Source organism: Halobaculum sp. XH14 (assembly GCF_032116555.1).
GTDB lineage: Archaea > Halobacteriota > Halobacteria > Halobacteriales > Haloferacaceae > Halorarum > Halorarum halobium.
The window spans coordinates 1,409,232-1,424,649 of record NZ_CP134949.1 but is presented as its reverse complement, the minus strand read 5'-3'; the positions used below and the strand labels follow the sequence as shown (position 1 = coordinate 1,424,649).

At 67.6% G+C, this 15,418-nt stretch carries 15 protein-coding genes and 1 tRNA gene; 9 read left to right on the top strand and 7 right to left on the bottom strand.

Going from position 1 to position 15,418, the window contains the following annotated elements:
- Positions 1-105: 105 nt before the first annotated feature.
- Positions 106-651, bottom strand: coding sequence for a hypothetical protein (locus RJT50_RS07220; RefSeq protein WP_313695433.1), 546 nt, complete (start codon positions 649-651; stop codon positions 106-108).
- Between the two features lie 272 nt (positions 652-923).
- Here RJT50_RS07220 and RJT50_RS07215 point away from each other — a divergent pair, with 272 nt between their 5' ends.
- Positions 924-1,223, top strand: a complete 300-nt coding sequence (locus tag RJT50_RS07215; protein ID WP_313695431.1) for a hypothetical protein — start codon at positions 924-926, stop codon at positions 1,221-1,223.
- Here the strand turns inward: RJT50_RS07215 and RJT50_RS07210 are convergent.
- Positions 1,203-2,327 (bottom strand): pyridoxal phosphate-dependent aminotransferase, encoded by a 1,125-nt coding sequence (locus RJT50_RS07210; RefSeq protein ID WP_313695430.1) that lies wholly within the window; start codon positions 2,325-2,327, stop codon positions 1,203-1,205. The genes RJT50_RS07215 and RJT50_RS07210 overlap by 21 nt on opposite strands.
- 168 nt (positions 2,328-2,495) lie before the next feature.
- Positions 2,496-2,936: a methylated-DNA--[protein]-cysteine S-methyltransferase gene (locus RJT50_RS07205; RefSeq protein WP_313695427.1), complete on the bottom strand. Its 441-nt coding sequence runs from the start codon at positions 2,934-2,936 to the stop codon at positions 2,496-2,498.
- A 124-nt stretch (positions 2,937-3,060) separates the two neighbouring features.
- Here RJT50_RS07205 and RJT50_RS07200 point away from each other — a divergent pair, with 124 nt between their 5' ends.
- The 5 genes from RJT50_RS07200 (at position 3,061) to RJT50_RS07180 (ending at position 10,123) form a co-directional block, all read left to right on the top strand.
- A complete protein-coding gene (locus RJT50_RS07200) occupies positions 3,061-5,406 on the top strand; it encodes a DEAD/DEAH box helicase (RefSeq protein ID WP_313695425.1) in 2,346 nt (781 codons plus the stop codon).
- Positions 5,407-5,682: 276 nt separating this feature from the next.
- Positions 5,683-6,960 (top strand): extracellular solute-binding protein, encoded by a 1,278-nt coding sequence (locus RJT50_RS07195; RefSeq protein ID WP_313695422.1) that lies wholly within the window; start codon positions 5,683-5,685, stop codon positions 6,958-6,960.
- 18 nt (positions 6,961-6,978) lie between these two features.
- Entirely contained in the window at positions 6,979-8,061 is a 1,083-nt protein-coding gene (locus RJT50_RS07190) for a carbohydrate ABC transporter permease (RefSeq protein WP_313695421.1), read from the top strand.
- A complete protein-coding gene (locus RJT50_RS07185) occupies positions 8,058-8,981 on the top strand; it encodes a carbohydrate ABC transporter permease (RefSeq protein WP_313695418.1) in 924 nt (307 codons plus the stop codon). Before RJT50_RS07190 ends, RJT50_RS07185 begins: the two co-directional genes overlap by 4 nt.
- Positions 8,982-8,983: 2 nt before the next feature.
- Positions 8,984-10,123, top strand: coding sequence for an ABC transporter ATP-binding protein (locus RJT50_RS07180; protein WP_313695415.1), 1,140 nt, complete (start codon positions 8,984-8,986; stop codon positions 10,121-10,123).
- Between the two features lie 238 nt (positions 10,124-10,361).
- Here the strand turns inward: RJT50_RS07180 and RJT50_RS07175 are convergent, their stop codons facing one another.
- Entirely contained in the window at positions 10,362-10,838 is a 477-nt protein-coding gene (locus RJT50_RS07175; RefSeq protein WP_313695414.1) for a peroxiredoxin family protein, read from the bottom strand.
- Between the two features lie 136 nt (positions 10,839-10,974).
- Between RJT50_RS07175 and RJT50_RS07170 the strand changes: the two genes are divergently transcribed.
- Complete coding sequence (locus RJT50_RS07170; RefSeq protein ID WP_313695412.1) at positions 10,975-11,760, top strand: SDR family NAD(P)-dependent oxidoreductase; 786 nt, start codon at positions 10,975-10,977, stop codon at positions 11,758-11,760.
- Positions 11,761-11,798: 38 nt separating this feature from the next.
- Here the strand turns inward: RJT50_RS07170 and msrA are convergent, their stop codons facing one another.
- Positions 11,799-12,344: a peptide-methionine (S)-S-oxide reductase MsrA gene (gene msrA / locus RJT50_RS07165; protein ID WP_313695410.1), complete on the bottom strand. Its 546-nt coding sequence runs from the start codon at positions 12,342-12,344 to the stop codon at positions 11,799-11,801.
- 209 nt (positions 12,345-12,553) lie between these two features.
- Between msrA and RJT50_RS07160 the strand changes: the two genes are divergently transcribed.
- Positions 12,554-13,474 (top strand): DUF7351 domain-containing protein, encoded by a 921-nt coding sequence (locus RJT50_RS07160; protein WP_313695409.1) that lies wholly within the window; start codon positions 12,554-12,556, stop codon positions 13,472-13,474.
- Positions 13,475-13,547: 73 nt separating this feature from the next.
- Here RJT50_RS07160 and RJT50_RS07155 read toward each other — a convergent pair.
- Both RJT50_RS07155 and RJT50_RS07150 read right to left on the bottom strand, forming a co-directional pair.
- Positions 13,548-13,621 (bottom strand) — tRNA-Thr (locus RJT50_RS07155).
- 11 nt (positions 13,622-13,632) lie between these two features.
- Positions 13,633-14,133 (bottom strand): GNAT family N-acetyltransferase, encoded by a 501-nt coding sequence (locus RJT50_RS07150; RefSeq protein WP_313695407.1) that lies wholly within the window; start codon positions 14,131-14,133, stop codon positions 13,633-13,635.
- Positions 14,134-14,307: 174 nt separating this feature from the next.
- Here RJT50_RS07150 and RJT50_RS07145 point away from each other — a divergent pair, with 174 nt between their 5' ends.
- Positions 14,308-15,411, top strand: a complete 1,104-nt coding sequence (locus RJT50_RS07145) for a branched-chain amino acid ABC transporter permease (protein ID WP_313695406.1) — start codon at positions 14,308-14,310, stop codon at positions 15,409-15,411.
- Positions 15,412-15,418 lie beyond the last annotated feature (7 nt).

Below are 15,418 nucleotides of genomic sequence, written 5' to 3'. Positions count from 1 at the left end.
GGGCGAATCGGTGTGTTGAACTGCGAAGTTACAGTGCTTTATCGTTGAACCGGTGGTCAAATTATCCTGTTCTGGCTCGGAACCATCACTAATCTAATTTGAGAGCTATGTTGTGGATATTATCGAGATACCTGTCCAAACTAATACCAGAAAGACTGTCCACTGATGCGCTCTCGCTTTTGCTTGGTTCCGTACAATTTGCTCTAACTCGTCAAGTTCGAGAATGCTCTCGATCTCGAACGGTCTTTGTAGCAGTATTTGGGAGTCATCATTTTCAAATTCCGCTAAAAATACGGCTTGCTCAATGCTTCTAACGCTGCCCCCTCCAAAAGCAATACCCCCTCGACTATCGGGTTTGTCAGAATGTATCTGTATAAATCGCTTAATTGTTCGATTTGGAGGGATCCGGTCATCAAGAGCAGCTTCGATTTGCGAAAATCCAGTATCGCCCGGCTCCAGATAGCTTTGCTTTTGGACTCTGTTATTTTGGTCGTTTTGGATCCCCGTTTCGTCCCAGTCTCTCAACGATTCGATACCAATGCGTGCCTCTTTGATGAATAAAGAATATTTCGGGTAGAGAATAGGAAACAGGGCAATCAAAGCTGCTAACACTACAGATGAAACTTCTGTGCCGGAAAGGCCTGAAATCATCAGATTACTCCTTGTAAGCCCGAATTTGGTAATAAAGTTTGGCTGCCGAGACGAATTCAATAGAAGAGCTTCGTATCTGACCTGCACCTAGCGTTCACCCGAAGGGAAGACGGGACGGTAAGTAGGTCTGCTGTATCGAACAGAAAGTTCACCCCCACTCTGAACGAAGAACCTGAATCACGACACCGGTGCCAACGAGGATACCCCATCAGTCAACGGAACTGACCACCAACACGAGCAACCGTTAAGCCCGCCCCGACGAACCCGAAGGCATGAACCGCCTGCTCGCGCTGCCCGTCGCCGGCTACCTCACCGTCGTCGGGATCTTCGCCGCCATCGGCGGCTTCGACGGCGTTCCGCTGGCGACCAGTCTCGGCTGGATCGCGGTCGGCGCGGTCGGCGTGCTCGCGCTCGTTGCCGGCTTCTCCTTCGCCCGCGGCTTCCGCGAATCCGACGACGGAGCGGAGCGAGCCGATGACGAAGAGCCGACCGACGGGGATCGGACCGAGGGCGAGGAGCGTACCGAGATCGCGGGACGGAACCCCGCCGACTCAGAACCCGTCGAGCACTGATCCAAGCGCCGAGAGCGCGGCCGCGGACGCCTCCTCACCGCCGCCGAGCGAGACGCGGAAGCCGCCGCGCTCGCCGAAGAACCGGCCCGGAACGACCAGCACGCCCGCCCCCCAGGCGGCCTCGGCGACGTCGTCGCCGTCGGCCGACTCGTGGGAGAGGAACGCGAAGGAACTGCCGTCCGGAACCGGGCCCGAGAGGTCCGACCGCCCGGCGACGAACTCCGCCAGCAGGTCGTGGTTCGCCGCGCAGTGGTCCCGGGCGTCGGCGACGGCCGCGTCCCGGTTCGAGAAGAACCGCCGCGCGAGCGCGACGCTCGGGTCCGCGAGCGCCGGGACGTGGTTACGAACCGCTTCGGCCCGTCGCGCGAACCGTTCGGGCGCGACGAGCCAGCCGACGCGGAGGCCACCGAGGCCGTGGAACTTGGTCAGCGAGCCGACGGTGACGGCCCCGTCCAGTCCCGCCGCCGTCGGCCCGCCGAACCCGCGGTCGCCGGTCGACTCGGCGACGTAGGGCGCGTACACCTCGTCCACGAGGAGGTAGCCGTCGTTCCCGCGGGCGATCGTGGCGAGCCGTTGGAGGTCCGTGCGGCTCGCCAGCACCCCCGTCGGGTTGTGACGGTTCGTGACCGTCAGGTGGGTGAACCGGCGCTCCAGGCCCGGTTCCTCGATGGCGGAGGCCGCGCGCGAGGGGTCGAGCGTCGCGTCGGGGAGCGGCCTGCGGAAGCGGTCGGTCCGGATGCCAAGCGCCCGCGGCGTCTCGACCAGCGGCCCGTAGCCGGGGGTCTCGACGACCGCGCGAAGCGTCGGGTCCGCCGCGTCGTCGCGCTCTGCCGCCAGCGCGCCCGCCGTTGCGACCGCGAGGAAGTTCGCGTGGGTCGCGCCGGCCGCGAGCACGACCCGCGACGGCGACACGTCGTACTCGGCGGCGACGTACTCGCGGAGCGTCGTCCCGCCGTCCGGGTCCGGCAGGTCGGCGAGCCGCCCGGGCACGAGCGCCGGCGGCGACCCGGACGGGTTCGGACGGAGGTCGCTCGACGCGAGATCGTGGCGGGCGGCGGCCGGACGGCCCTCGATCCACTCCAGGTACGGAAGCGGCGGGAACATGGAAACGGGTTCGTCGCGGGGAACAAAAGCACATCCGTCGGCAGACCGCCAGGGTTCGATCGTCGTGGGGACGAGGGACGGCGAGGAGGGGGACCGGGTGACGCCGGCTGACGGCGAAACGGTCGTCCGACGGCGACTCGACCGGGCGAGGGACCGCGACGACCGAACCTACAGCGTGGCCTGCCGCGTCAGCCCGTCGTCCGCACAGTGGGGGAACGCCCCCTCGTGTTCCAGCAGGGCGCGCTTGTGGGCGACGCCGCCGTCACCGGAGAACCCGCGCAGGCCGTCGGCGCCGACGACGCGGTGACACGGGACGACCAGCGGGACCGGGTTCCGCCCGCAGGCGCCCCCGACCGCGACGGGGCTGGTGTCGAGGTCGGCCGCGAGTTCGCCGTACGTCCGCGTTTCGCCGTACGGGATGGCCGCCATCGCGCGCATCACGTCACCGGTGAACGAGTCGGGGTAGCGGACGGTCACGTCGAACGCCGTGCGCTCGCCGGCGGCGTACGCCGCCGCCTGCTCGCGGACGTCGTCCCGGGACGCGTCCAGGAACGAGTCGTCGAGGGTGAGCGTCCCGCCCGGCGTCTCCAGCGTGAACGAGTCGTCCATGGTGGAGTGTGTCGCGCGCCGGGCATAACGTCGCGGGTCGGAGCGCAAGTGAAGGACGTCCACCGACCGAGCGCGGTCCCCACGCGACCGGAATCCGTAAGCCGGCGGCCGCCCCAGTGCGCCCGTGGACGACACCGTCGCGTGGCTCCGCGACCGCCCGTACTACGAGGGTCAGGTCGCCGCCGAACGCACCCTCCCCGGCCGCGAGGCCGCGTTCGCCGACCTCGATCCGGACTCCCGGCTCGCCGACGTGCTCGCCGAGCGCGGCATCGACCGCCTCTACGAGCACCAGGCCGAGGCCGTCGAAGCGGTCCGGGACGGCGACGACGTGGTGCTGGCGACGCGAACGGCCAGCGGGAAATCGCTCGCCTACACCGTGCCCGCGTTCGAGAACGCGCTGGACCACGGCGGCCGGACGCTGTATCTCGCCCCCCAGAACGCGCTCATCACCGATCAGTCCGAGACGCTCTCGGACCTCGCGGCCGGCCTCGGCTTCGGGTCCCCAGTCTCGGTCGACCAGTACACCGGCCGGCTCTCGGATTCCGAGAAGCGCGGCGTCCGGGACCGGCAGCCGACGGTGCTTCTCTCGAACCCGGATATGCTTCACTACGCGCTGCTCCCGTGGGCGTACAGGCACTGGGAGTGGTTCTTCTCCTCGCTCGAACTCGTCGTCATCGACGAGGTCCACCGCTACCGCGGCGTGTTCGGCTCCCAGGTCGCGCTGACGATGCGCCGGCTGAACCGGATCTGCGAGCGCTACGGCGCCGACCCGGGGTTCGTCTGCTGTTCGGCGACGATCGGCAACCCGGTCGAGCACGCGAGCCGGGTCACCGGCCAACCGGCGGACGGCTACACGCTGGTCGAGGCGGACGCCTCGGCGCGGGGGCCCCGCCACTGGCTGCTCTGGAACCCGCCGGAGTACGAGGACGAGGTCGCGGACGGCCAGTCCGGCCGGCGGCGCTCCAGCCACACCGAGGCGAAGCGGCTGTTCTGTGACCTCGTCTCGAAGGGCTACCAGACGCTCGTCTTCACGCGCGCGAGACAGACCGCGGAGCGCTACGCGACCGATTCGGCCGACGAACTCCGGAACCGGGGACACCACGACCTCGCCGGCGGCGTGGAAGCGTACCAGGCTGCGCTCACCCACGAGAAGCGTCGGGAGATCGAGGACGGCCTGCATTCGGGCGAGGTCCGCGGCGTCTGGTCGACGAACGCCCTGGAGCTCGGCGTCGACGTCGGCGGCCTGGACGTCGTCATCCTCGACGGCTACCCCGGCACGCGGATGTCGGCGTTCCAGCGGGCCGGCAGGGCGGGCCGCGGCGAGGACCCCGCGCTCGTGGTCATGGTCGGCGGCGAGGACCAGCTCGACCAGTACGTCATGGGAAACGCGGACGAGTTCTTCGCGGGCGAGCCAGAACGAGCGATGGTCGACCCCGAGAACGACGAACTGCTTCCCGGCCACGTCGCCTGCGCGGCCGCCGAGAACTGGCTCTCGCCGGCCGACGAGGAGCACTTCGGCGAGGAGTTCCCCGACCTGGTGGGCGATCTGGAGGCCATCGGGACCCTGGAGCGTCGAACCACCGCGGACGGCGTCCGCTGGACCCACGCCGGCGACGAGAGCCCGCAGCACTCGATGAGCCTCCGGACCATCGACGAGCGCGAGATCGACCTGCTGGACGCCCGGTCGAACGAGCAGGTCGCCTCGCTCTCGTTCTCGGACGCGCTCCGTGACGCCCACCCGGGCGCGATCTATCACCACCAGGGCCAGTCCTACGAGGTCGCGGACCTCGACCTGGAGCGGGACGTCGCCCGCCTCCAGCCGACCTGGGCCGACTACTACACCCGCGTGCTGACCGACAAGGACGTGACGGTGGAGGCCGACCGGCGCTCGACGGCGCTGGAGGCGCGTCCGGACACGCCGCTCCGGTTCGCGGACGTGACCGTCACCGAGCAGATCACCGGGTTCGAGCGGCGCGACGGCTCCACCGGCGAGACGCTCGGCACCCAGCTGCTCGACCTCCCGGAGACGATGCTCCGGACGACGGCGCTCTACTACACCGTCCCCGACGACGTCGAGTCCGACATGCGTTCGATCGGCGGCGAGGCGGGGTTCAACGGCGGCATCCACGCCGCCGAACACGGCATGATCTCGCTCATGCCGCTCTCGCTGCTCTGTGACCGGGGCGACGTCGGCGGCCTCTCGACGCCGTATCACGGTCACACCGGTCGATCGACGGTGTTCATCTACGACGGCTACCCGGGCGGCGTGGGTCTCACGCGTGCCGCCTACGGCTTCGCGGACGACCTGATGGCCCGGACGGCCCGGCTCGTCGCCGGCTGTGACTGTGCGGACGGCTGTCCGGCCTGCGTCCAGTCGCCCCACTGTGGCAACGCGAACGAACCGCTGTCGAAACCGGAGGCCGTGACGCTGTTGAACGCGCTCGCCGGGACGGACGAGCCGGTCCCCTGACGGTCTGCCGTTCGGGACCCTGATCGGACGAGGCGGGCGCGACTCGGCACCGACCCGCAGGGACGTGACAAGGGTATGGTACACTGCTGGTACTCACCTCGAACCACGGCGGCCGAGCGGCGACCAGCGGAAACTGCCTGAAGAAGCCAATATCTCCGGGATTTGTTCGGTCCACGCGGTCCGGTTTGGAATTCACTCGTAACGGAGTTAACTTGAGAAAGGGTTAAGTGGCACCTCGCGGAAGAGTCTGATGACCTCTCTCACGGAGGGAAGACCATGAAGAACACGGAACTCACACGACGAGACTACCTGAAAGGCACGGCGGGTGCCGGAGCCGCGGGCCTCACCGGCTTCGCGGGCTGTATGGGTATCGGCGGCGGCGGGAACAACGAACTGGAAGTCCTCCACGGCTGGACCGGCGGCGACGGGGCCGCGGCCGAGGACGCCCTCGTCGCGGCGTTCGAGGAGGAGTATCCGGACATGGCGACCAACTTCAGCCCCATCGGCGGCGGCGGGAACGAGAACCTCGACACCGTCGTCGCGAACCGGCTGAACAGCGGTGACCCGCCGAGCGCCTTCGCCGGGTGGCCCGGCAAGAACCTGACCAAGTACGACGGCGTGCTCGGCAACCTCACGGACGTGTGGGAGAACGGAATGACCGACGCCCACATTCCCGAGGCGGCCGAGCTGTGCCAGTACGACGGCGAGTACCGGGCCATGCCGATCGGCTCCCACCGGCTCAACTGCCTGTTCTACAACGCGGAAGTCGTCGAGGCCGCGGGCGTCAACCCCGACGACCTGAACTCCGCGGACGCGCTGCTCGACGCGCTCGGGACGGTGAGCGACGAGACGGACGCCGTCCCGATGGCCCAGGCGATGCAGGGCGCGTGGACGACGCTCCAGCTCGTCGGCGTCGTGCTGCTCTCGACGGGCGGGTACGACGCGTACATGAGCGCGGTTAACGGCGAGGGCGGCCGCGACGCCGTCCGGACCGCCTTCGAGACGACCCGGGAGATCCTCGAGAACTACATCAACGACGACGCCGCCTCCACGAACCTGACGGCTGCCAACCAGAAGATCATCAACGGCGAGGCCGCGTTCATCCACCAGGGTAACTGGGCCGCGGGCGCGTACCGGAACGCGGAGGGCTTCAACTACGACGAGCACTGGGGCCACAAGACGTTCCCCGGCACGGAGGGGCTCTACACGTTCCACATCGACTCGTTCATCATGCCGAGCGACAACCCGTCGCCGGAGAACACGAGGACGTTCATGGAGTTCGTCGGAAGCGAGAAGGCACAGGTCGCGTTCAACCAGTACAAGGGCTCGATCCCGACGCGGACGGGCGTCGACACGAGCGAGTTCGGCCCGTACCTCGTGGAGACCATCGAGGACTTCGAGAACGCCGAGAACCTGCCGCCGACGATCGCACACGGTCTCGCGGTCGAACCGCAGAAGATGACGGACCTGGAGAACGTCATCACGAACGACTTCTCCGGGCCCTACGACGTCGAGGCCGCCACGGACGGGTTCATGTCGGTCGTTCAGGGCTAAGACGGCTACTGGACACCAATGCAACGATTTTTCACGGAACTACTCCGAAGGCTCCGCCGTCGCGGCAGCTCGGACCGGGCCGGCGGCGAGCGGGAGCCGGCCAGCGGCGGGAACGGCGGACCCGACGGCGACCGCGTCGCCACCGACGGCGGTGTCACGGCGACCCGCGGGGACGCCGACGGCCGCGAGGACGCGGACGGCGGAATCAGGGAGTGGATAGACGACCGACTGGGGAGCGACTTCGTCGAATCGTCCCCGTTCTGGCTCCCGCCGTTCCTCCTGATGGCGTTTTTCGTGTACGGCACCATCGGCTGGAACGTCCTCATCTCGCTCACGGACTTCACGGGGTTCGGCTCGCCCGACTACACGAACCTGGACTTCGAGATGTACGTCCGGGCGGCGAACGATCCGCTCGTCATCGACGCGGCGGTCAACACGCTGATCCTGCTCGTGGCGTTCACGGTCGTCGCGCTCGTGTTCGGGCTGCTCATCGCCATCCTCGTCGACCGTGGGATCCGGTTCGAGAACACGTTCCGCACCATCTACCTGCTGCCGATGAGCCTGTCGTTCGTCGTCACCGCCCAGTTCTGGCTGTGGATGTACGACCTCGACAGCGGGATCGTCAACTCCGTGATCGGGGTCGTCGGCCTGGGACCGTACGACTGGATCGGTAACTCCGATCTGGTCCTCTGGGCGGTCATCTTCGCGCTGGTCTGGCAGTTCAGCGGCTACACGATGGTCGTCTACCTGGCCGCGCTGCGGGCCATCCCGGACGAGCACTTCGAGGCGGCGAAGGTCGACGGCGCGAGCGTCCCGAAGATGTACTGGCGCGTCATCGTGCCACAGCTTCGGAACGCGACGATCAGCGCCACCGTCGTGTTGATGGTGTTCGCGCTGAAGGCGTTCGACTTCCTCTACTCGCTCGTCGGCGGGTATCGCCCGCCTAACGGGGCGGACATCCTCGCCACGAAGATGGTCCGGGAGGCGTACAGCAACACGAACTGGGCGTACGGCGCGTCGATCGCGGTCATCCTCTTCGTGATGGCTCTCGCGGTCGTCGGCCCGTACCTCTACCACCAGTACACGCAGGACAACCTATGAGTACCGAGACACGCGGACGCGACGACTCCCTGCTCGCGTCCATCGACGGCTACCGCGTCGCGCTGTACGCGACGCTCGGACTGCTCGTGGCGTTCTTCCTCGCCCCCATCGAGGCGGGGCTCGTCACGTCGTTCAAGACCACCGGCGCGGTCACCGGGACGGCCCCGTACGCGCCGCCGATCTGGCCGTTCACCGAGTTCCCGGCCGACGGGGCGACGCTGGCGAAGTACCAGCGGGCGTTCGACACCCTGACCGTCGGAGTGTTCAACAGCCTGCTGTACGCCGTTCCGGCGACCATCCTGTCGGCGCTCATCGGGAGCCTCACGGCCTACGGACTGACGCTGGTCGACTGGAAGTACCAGGTTCCGGTGCTGATGCTGTTCGTCGCGGGCGTCTTCATCCCGTACCAGGCGGTGCTGGTTCCGCTCTCGCAGGTGTTCAACGTCCTGTCGCTGGGACAGCTTCCGATCTGGGGGCTGCTCGGCATCCCGTCGGAGTACGCCGGGATCATCGAACTCATCATCGCCCACGTCGCGTACGGGCTCCCGATCTGTACGATCCTCTTCCGGTCGTACTACCAGTCGATGAGCACGGAGATGCTCGAGTCCGCCCGGCTCGACGGCGCGACGCTGCGGCGCATCTACCGCCGCATCGTCTTCCCGCTGTCGACGCCGATGTTCGCGGTCGTGCTCATCTACCAGTTCACCCAGATCTGGAACGACCTGCTGTTCGCGCTCATCCTGGTCTCATCGGCCTCGAGCCCGGCCGCACCCGTGACCCTCAAGCTCGCGGGGCTCGGAGCGTCGCTCGAAGGGGTCGACTTCGGGCTTCGGATGGCCGGCGCGTTCGTCGCCGCGCTGCCGACGCTCGTCGTCTACATCGCATTCGGCGAGGAGTTCGCCGAGGGGGTCGCAACGTAACCATGTCAGAACTCGCACTCGAACGCCTGAGCAAGGTGTTCACCGACGACGACGGTAGCGACATCGTCGCGGTCGACGACGTGTCGGTCGACATCGAGGACGGGGAGTTCCTCGTGCTCGTCGGCCCGTCCGGCTGTGGCAAATCAACCACCCTGCGGATGGTCGCGGGGCTCGAAACGGTCACGTCCGGGGACATCCTGCTCGGCGGGGAAAGCATCGCCGCCATGGGGCCCCAGGAGCGGGACATCGCCATGGTGTTCCAGTCGTACGCGCTCTACCCGCACATGACGGTCCGCGAGAACATGTCCTTCGGGCTGGAGGAGTCCACCGACATGGCGGACGCGGAGATCCGGGAACTCGTCGAGGAGACGGCCGGAACGCTCGGCATCGGCGAGCTGCTCGACCGCAAGCCCTCGGAGCTGTCCGGCGGTCAGCAACAGCGGGTCGCGCTCGGGCGCGCCATCGTGCGCGACCCCGAGGTGTTCCTGATGGACGAGCCGCTCTCGAACCTCGACGCGAAGCTCCGCTCGAACATGCGGACCGAACTCCAGCGCCTCCAGGAGGACCTGGGCGTGACGACGATGTACGTCACCCACGACCAGACGGAGGCGATGACGATGGGCGACCGCATCGCGGTGCTCGACGGCGGTGAACTCCAGCAGGTCGGCACACCACTGGAGTGTTACCACGAGCCGGCGAACCGCTTCGTCGCGGGCTTCATCGGCGAGCCGTCGATGAACTTCTTCGAGATGACCGTCGAGGGCGACACGCTCGTCGGCGAGCACTTCTCGTACCCGCTGAGCGACGAGAGCGCCTCGTCGCTGGGCGACAGCGAGCGCGTCACGCTCGGCATCCGGCCCGAGGACGTCGAACTCGTCGACGCCACCGGCGGCGACCACGAGTACGAGACGGTCGTCGACGTGGTCGAGCCGATGGGCAACGAGAACTCCGTCTACCTCACGTTCGGTGACGACCCGGAGACGTTCGTCGCCACCGTCGGCGGGATGCGCTCGGTCGAGGCCGGCGCCACCGCCGTCGCGCGCTTCCCGGAGGAGGCCGTCCACATCTTCGACGGGGCTACCGGGGACGCCCTGAAGAACCGGCGGCTGGCGGACGTCGAGGAAGCGGAACCCCGGGTGTAGCCCGGTTCCCGGCGGCCCGTTCGGTCGGGGCTCGTGTACGGATTTTTCGATGGGAGTGCGGCTCCCGCTCAGAGGAAACTGACGAGCACGCCGACCAGCGTGAACAGGAAGATGAGCGCCACGACGACGAGGAAGAACCGGTCTGCACCGTCCATGCGGTGACAGGTCGCGCGAGCGGCAAAAGCGTTCCCGTCGATTCCACCCCTCCCGAGTTCGGTCCGGAATCGACGCCGTCGGGCTACTCGCCGAACGGGTCCTCGAAGTCGTTCCGGACGAAGTAGCGGACCCAGTTGCCGTACGTCCGGTCGTCGACGCGCTCGGCGACCTGCTCGTACCGGACCTCGCCGTTCGTGTCGATCACGTACGTCCCCGCGATGCCCGTGACGCCGTGGCTCGTCTCCTCGGTGCCGCTATACTGCTCGGCCACCGCGCCGTCCGGGTCCGCGAGCAGCTGGAAGTCGAAGTCGAACCGGTCGCGCATCTCGACCAGCTTCCCGCGCTCGCTCGTGACGACCGGGAGCACGTCCACCCCGTCGTTGAACCAGAGGTCGTAGGCGACCTCGCTGAACGTGCCGAGCTGTTCCGCACAGAAGCTACACCAGTGACCGCGGTTGACGAGGACGACCGTCGGCCCGGAGTCGAGCGTCTCCGAGAGGGTGACCTCCTCGCCCGCGGTGCTCTCCAGCCCGAAGTCGGGTGCCGTGGTTCCGTCCATCGGTGGTCCACGCCACGGCCCCCGGAGGGGAGGCCCTTTCGCGTCACCGCGGTGCCGCCACACAACCGTCGGCGTGGTGGGCCCGACCCGGACCCGTCTATGCGGTTATATGGGTGGAGAGCCTCGGTATGGGACGATGAACGGGAGCGTAACGGACGACGTCGTCGTCGTTACCGGCGCGAACGAGGGGATCGGTCACGGCCTGCTGCGGGCGCTCCTCGCGGACGGCTATCGGGTGGCAGGACTCGACGTCGACGTGGGGAACCTGGAGCCGGTTCGGGGGGCGAACCCCGACCGGATGCGGGTCGCGGAGTGTGACGTGACGGTCGATGGCGACGTGGAGACGGCGATTGACGGAGTCCTCGACGAGTGGGGACGGATCGACGTCCTGGTCAACAACGCCGCGATGTTCAACTACGCCCCGTTCGCGGAACAGACCATCGATGACACGCGCCGGGAGTTCGAGGTGAACTACTTCGGGTACGTCCGGACCATCAGGGCCGTCCTCCCACACATGCGGGCCAGGGGAGAAGGGATCATCCACAACGTGAGTTCCGGGGTCGGCCTCGTCGGCACGCCGGGGCTCACCGGCTACGCGTCCACGAAGGGCGCGGTCGAGGCGCTCGTCCGCTCGCTGCGGCTGGAACTGTGGGACGAGCACGTCTCGGTCACCGTGGTCCACCCGCCCTTCACGAACACGCGCTCGGCCGCGGAACTCGGCTTCCCGCCGTGGATGATGAGCGACCCGGCCGAGGTGGGCCGGAACCTCGCCGGGAAGATCGACTCGACCGGCCCCGTCGTTTACGCCGACTGGCCCACGCGGATCGGACTGGCGCTCGTCCGTCGGTTCCCCGCCCTCGTGCGGTGGGGGACCGAGCGGTTCGGGACCGGCGGCGGGACGGCTGGCCGGGGGAGCGACTGAGCGTCGTTCCGACCGCGGCGTCGTGAGTCGGCGTCGACTCAGGCGCTCCGTTTGACCTTGTCCGCGAACTTCTCGCGGACCTTCCGGATCTTCGGGTCGGCGTTGAACTGACAGTAGCCGTCGTTCGGGTTCTTCTCGTAGTAGTCCTGGTGGTACGCCTCGGCCTCGTAGAACGCCTCCAGCGGTTCGACCTCCGTGACGATCGGGTCCTCGTAGGCCCCTACGGCCTCCAGTTCCTCGATGAACGCCTCCACCGTCTCCCGCTGCTCGTCGTCGTGGTAGAACACCGCCGACCGGTACGACTCGCCCACGTCGGGCCCCTGCCGGTTCAGCGTCGTGGGGTCGTGCACGGTGAAGAACACGCGAAGCAGGTCAGGGTAGGTGATCCGTTCGGGGTCGTACTCGACCTGGACGACCTCCGCGTGGCCCGTCGTCTCGCTGCAGACCTTCTCGTAGGAGGGGTTCTCGACGTGCCCGCCGGCGTAACCCGACGTCGCTTCGACGACGCCGTCGAGTTCCTTGACCGCCGCCTCGATACACCAGAAACAGCCGCCCGCGAGCGTCGCCAGTTCGTGGTCGGTCATACCCCATCGGAGGGGCCGCTCAGGGATAAGCCCGGCCGTCGTCCGGGCCGACCGGACCGCACATGTTCGCTCGTGAGCCGGAACCGCCACACGCGTCGGGGGCGCGGCGTGAGACCGCGAGATTCCGTCGAAGCGACGGGTGTTGATTCAGTTCGAGAACGCTGTCAATTTTGAACAACGTTTTCCGGACGCTGGTCGTACCCGTTCGCATGGACCACGCCGGCGAGGAGGGCCTCTCCCCGCAGTCCGCGTTCGCCCTGCTGGGCGACGAGCTCCGGCTCGCCATCCTGTTTTCCCTCTATGAAGCCACCGAACGCGTCGGGCGTGAGCGGAGCGCGATCACCTACTCCGAGCTGCAGGACGCCGTCGGGGAGCCCGACAGCGGCAAGTTCAACTACCATCTGAGCCGGCTCAGGGGCCAGTTCGTCGAGAAGGTCGACGGCGGGTACGCGATGCGGCAGGCCGGCAGGACGGTCGTTCGGTCGGTGCTGAGCGGCACGTTCACGGACGATCCGCGGTTCGGCCCGATCGCCACTGACGCCGCCTGCTTCGCATGCGGCGGGGAGGTGACGGTCTCCTATCGGAACGAGCACGTGTTCACGCGTTGTCGGGACTGCGCGGGCACGCTGAACCTGACTTACACGCCGCCGGGGACGCTCTCGGCGCTCGTGTACCCCCCTGCGGGCCTCACGGATCGCGGCCCGAACGAGGTGCTCGAACTGGTACACGACCGGTTCGAACGGGAGGTCGGCATGCTCGCCGCCGACACGTGCCCGGAGTGTGGCAGCGAGAGCGAGTGTCGACTCGTCGTCTGTCACGAACACGAGGGCGACGTCGAGTCGCTGTGTCCCCACTGTAACCTCGGGATCGGCGCGGTCGCCGAACTCGGCTGTCTCGTCTGCGGGTTCGATCGCGTCTCGCCCCCGTTGCTCACCCACACGCGCCACCCCGCCGTGTTCGACCTGCTCAACCACAACGGGCGGAAGACGTCGGCGTGGGAACGGTTCGGCGTCGCCATGACGAGGGAGTTCTCGGTTCTCGACGCCACGGAGCCGACGGTCACCTACGCCGGGCCGGACGGGGAGTCGCGGCTCCGAATCGATGCCGACCTGTCGCTCACGGTCGAATAGGTCCCGTGGTGCTGGGAGCCCCGGTTCAAAACCGGAACGAGGGATCGATCCCGGATCCGCACCGGAGGACGGAAGCCGGGGGCGGGATTCGAACCCGCGAAGTCTCGATTACAAGTCGAGTGCATGCACCGCCCATGCTCCCCCGGCGCAGTCGGCGATTACTCCCCCTCCTTTGAATCGGTATCGCTTTCAGCCGCCCCCAGCGGCTTCTCCAGTTCGATCCGGTGCTCCTCGTAGCCCGCCCGGTCGTAGAACCGGCGCGCGTCCTCGTTGGCGGCCATCGCCTCCAGCGAGGCGACGTCCGCGCCCTCGTCCGCGAGGGTCGCCTCGGCGGCCGCGAGCAACCGGGAGCCGATGCCCCGGTCGCGGTCCGCCGGGCGAACGTAGAGGTTCCTGATGACGCCGCGTTCGACGTCCTGCTCGTAACTGCCCGTCTCGGGGCCGAACATGACGAACCCGCAGATCCCGTCCGACCCACGCGCGAGCAGGAGGCCGCCGGCCACGACGTGGCGGGCCACCGCGTCGCGGGCGACCGCCCGGTTGGCGTCCGCGCGGAGCGAGGAGCCGTGGGCGCGCTGGCCGGCCGCGAGCGACACCCACATGTCGGTCAGCCGATCAGCGTCCTCCATCGTCGCTGCCTCGATGGTGACGCCGTCCATGCCGACCTCCACGGGGGCGCGGCGCTTGGTCCTTGTGGGGTCCCGGACGTGCGGGAACCGTCCATCGAGCGTGGATCCGTGGGAACGTTCGTCGGCGACCTTTTCATGTTCGCGCCCGCGTGAGGGAACCTTTAACTCCCTCAAAGGACCCCGATTCTGTGAGAGGGAATCACAATGAGTATTAGCGACTCCTACTCGCGCGGACGTCGCGCTCTCGGTGACCGGCTTCCGGTCATCGTGACCGCGGTGCTCTGTGGAATCTTGTTTGTGGACCTCCTGCGACGGCTGGCGACGGGCGGCCTCGGTGCCGCCACGCTGGTCGGCTATCTGTGGGAGGGACTCGTCGTCGGCCTGTCCATCGGGCTCGCGGGCGTGGGCCTGTCGATGACGTACAGCATTCTGAACTTCGCGAACTTCAGCCACGGCGATTACGTCACCAGCGGCGCCTTCGCCGGCTGGGCGGTGACGTGGCTCATCGCCGGCTTCGGTCAGTTCGATCTCACGACGCTGCTGGTCATCGGACAGGTCTCGACGCGGGAACTCGGCGTCTCCATCGCCACGACGCCGCTGGCGATCATCGCCGGCGTGCTGGTCGCCGGGGCGGCGACGATCCTGCTCTCGCTCGCCATCGACCGCGTCGTCTACAGGCCGATGCGCGGCGAGGAGGGAATCTCGCTGCTCATCGCCTCCATCGGCGTCGCGCTCGCGCTCCGGTACGTCATCTTCATCGTGTTCAGCGGGCGGACGCGGGGGCTGACGAACTCCCAGGCCGCACCCGAGTTCTCGTTCGCGGTCGGGAGCGGCGTGATCGACGTCGGCGCACACCAGCTCACGCTCGTCGTCATCGCGGGCGGGCTGATGCTCGGGCTCCACTTCCTGCTCCAGCGGACGAAACTCGGGAAGGCGATGCGTGCGATGGCCGACAACGAGGACCTCGCCCGGATCACGGGCATCCCGACCGAGCGCGTCATCCGGTTCACCTGGGTCATCGGCGCCGGCCTCGCCGGCGCGGGCGGCTTCCTCATCGCGCTGGAGCGCGGGACGATGAACTTCCAGTTCGGCTGGCTGCTGTTGTTGCTCATCTTCGCGGCGGTGATCCTCGGCGGCATCGGCTCCATCTACGGGGCGATGTTCGGCGGGATCGTCATGGGCGTCGCACAGAACCTCTCGCTGGTCTGGATCCCCAACGAGTTCTCCACGGTCGCCGCCTTCGCGGTGATGATCTTCGTGCTGCTGTTCAAGCCGGAGGGCATCTTCTCGGGGGTGACGACGGCATGAGAGCCGG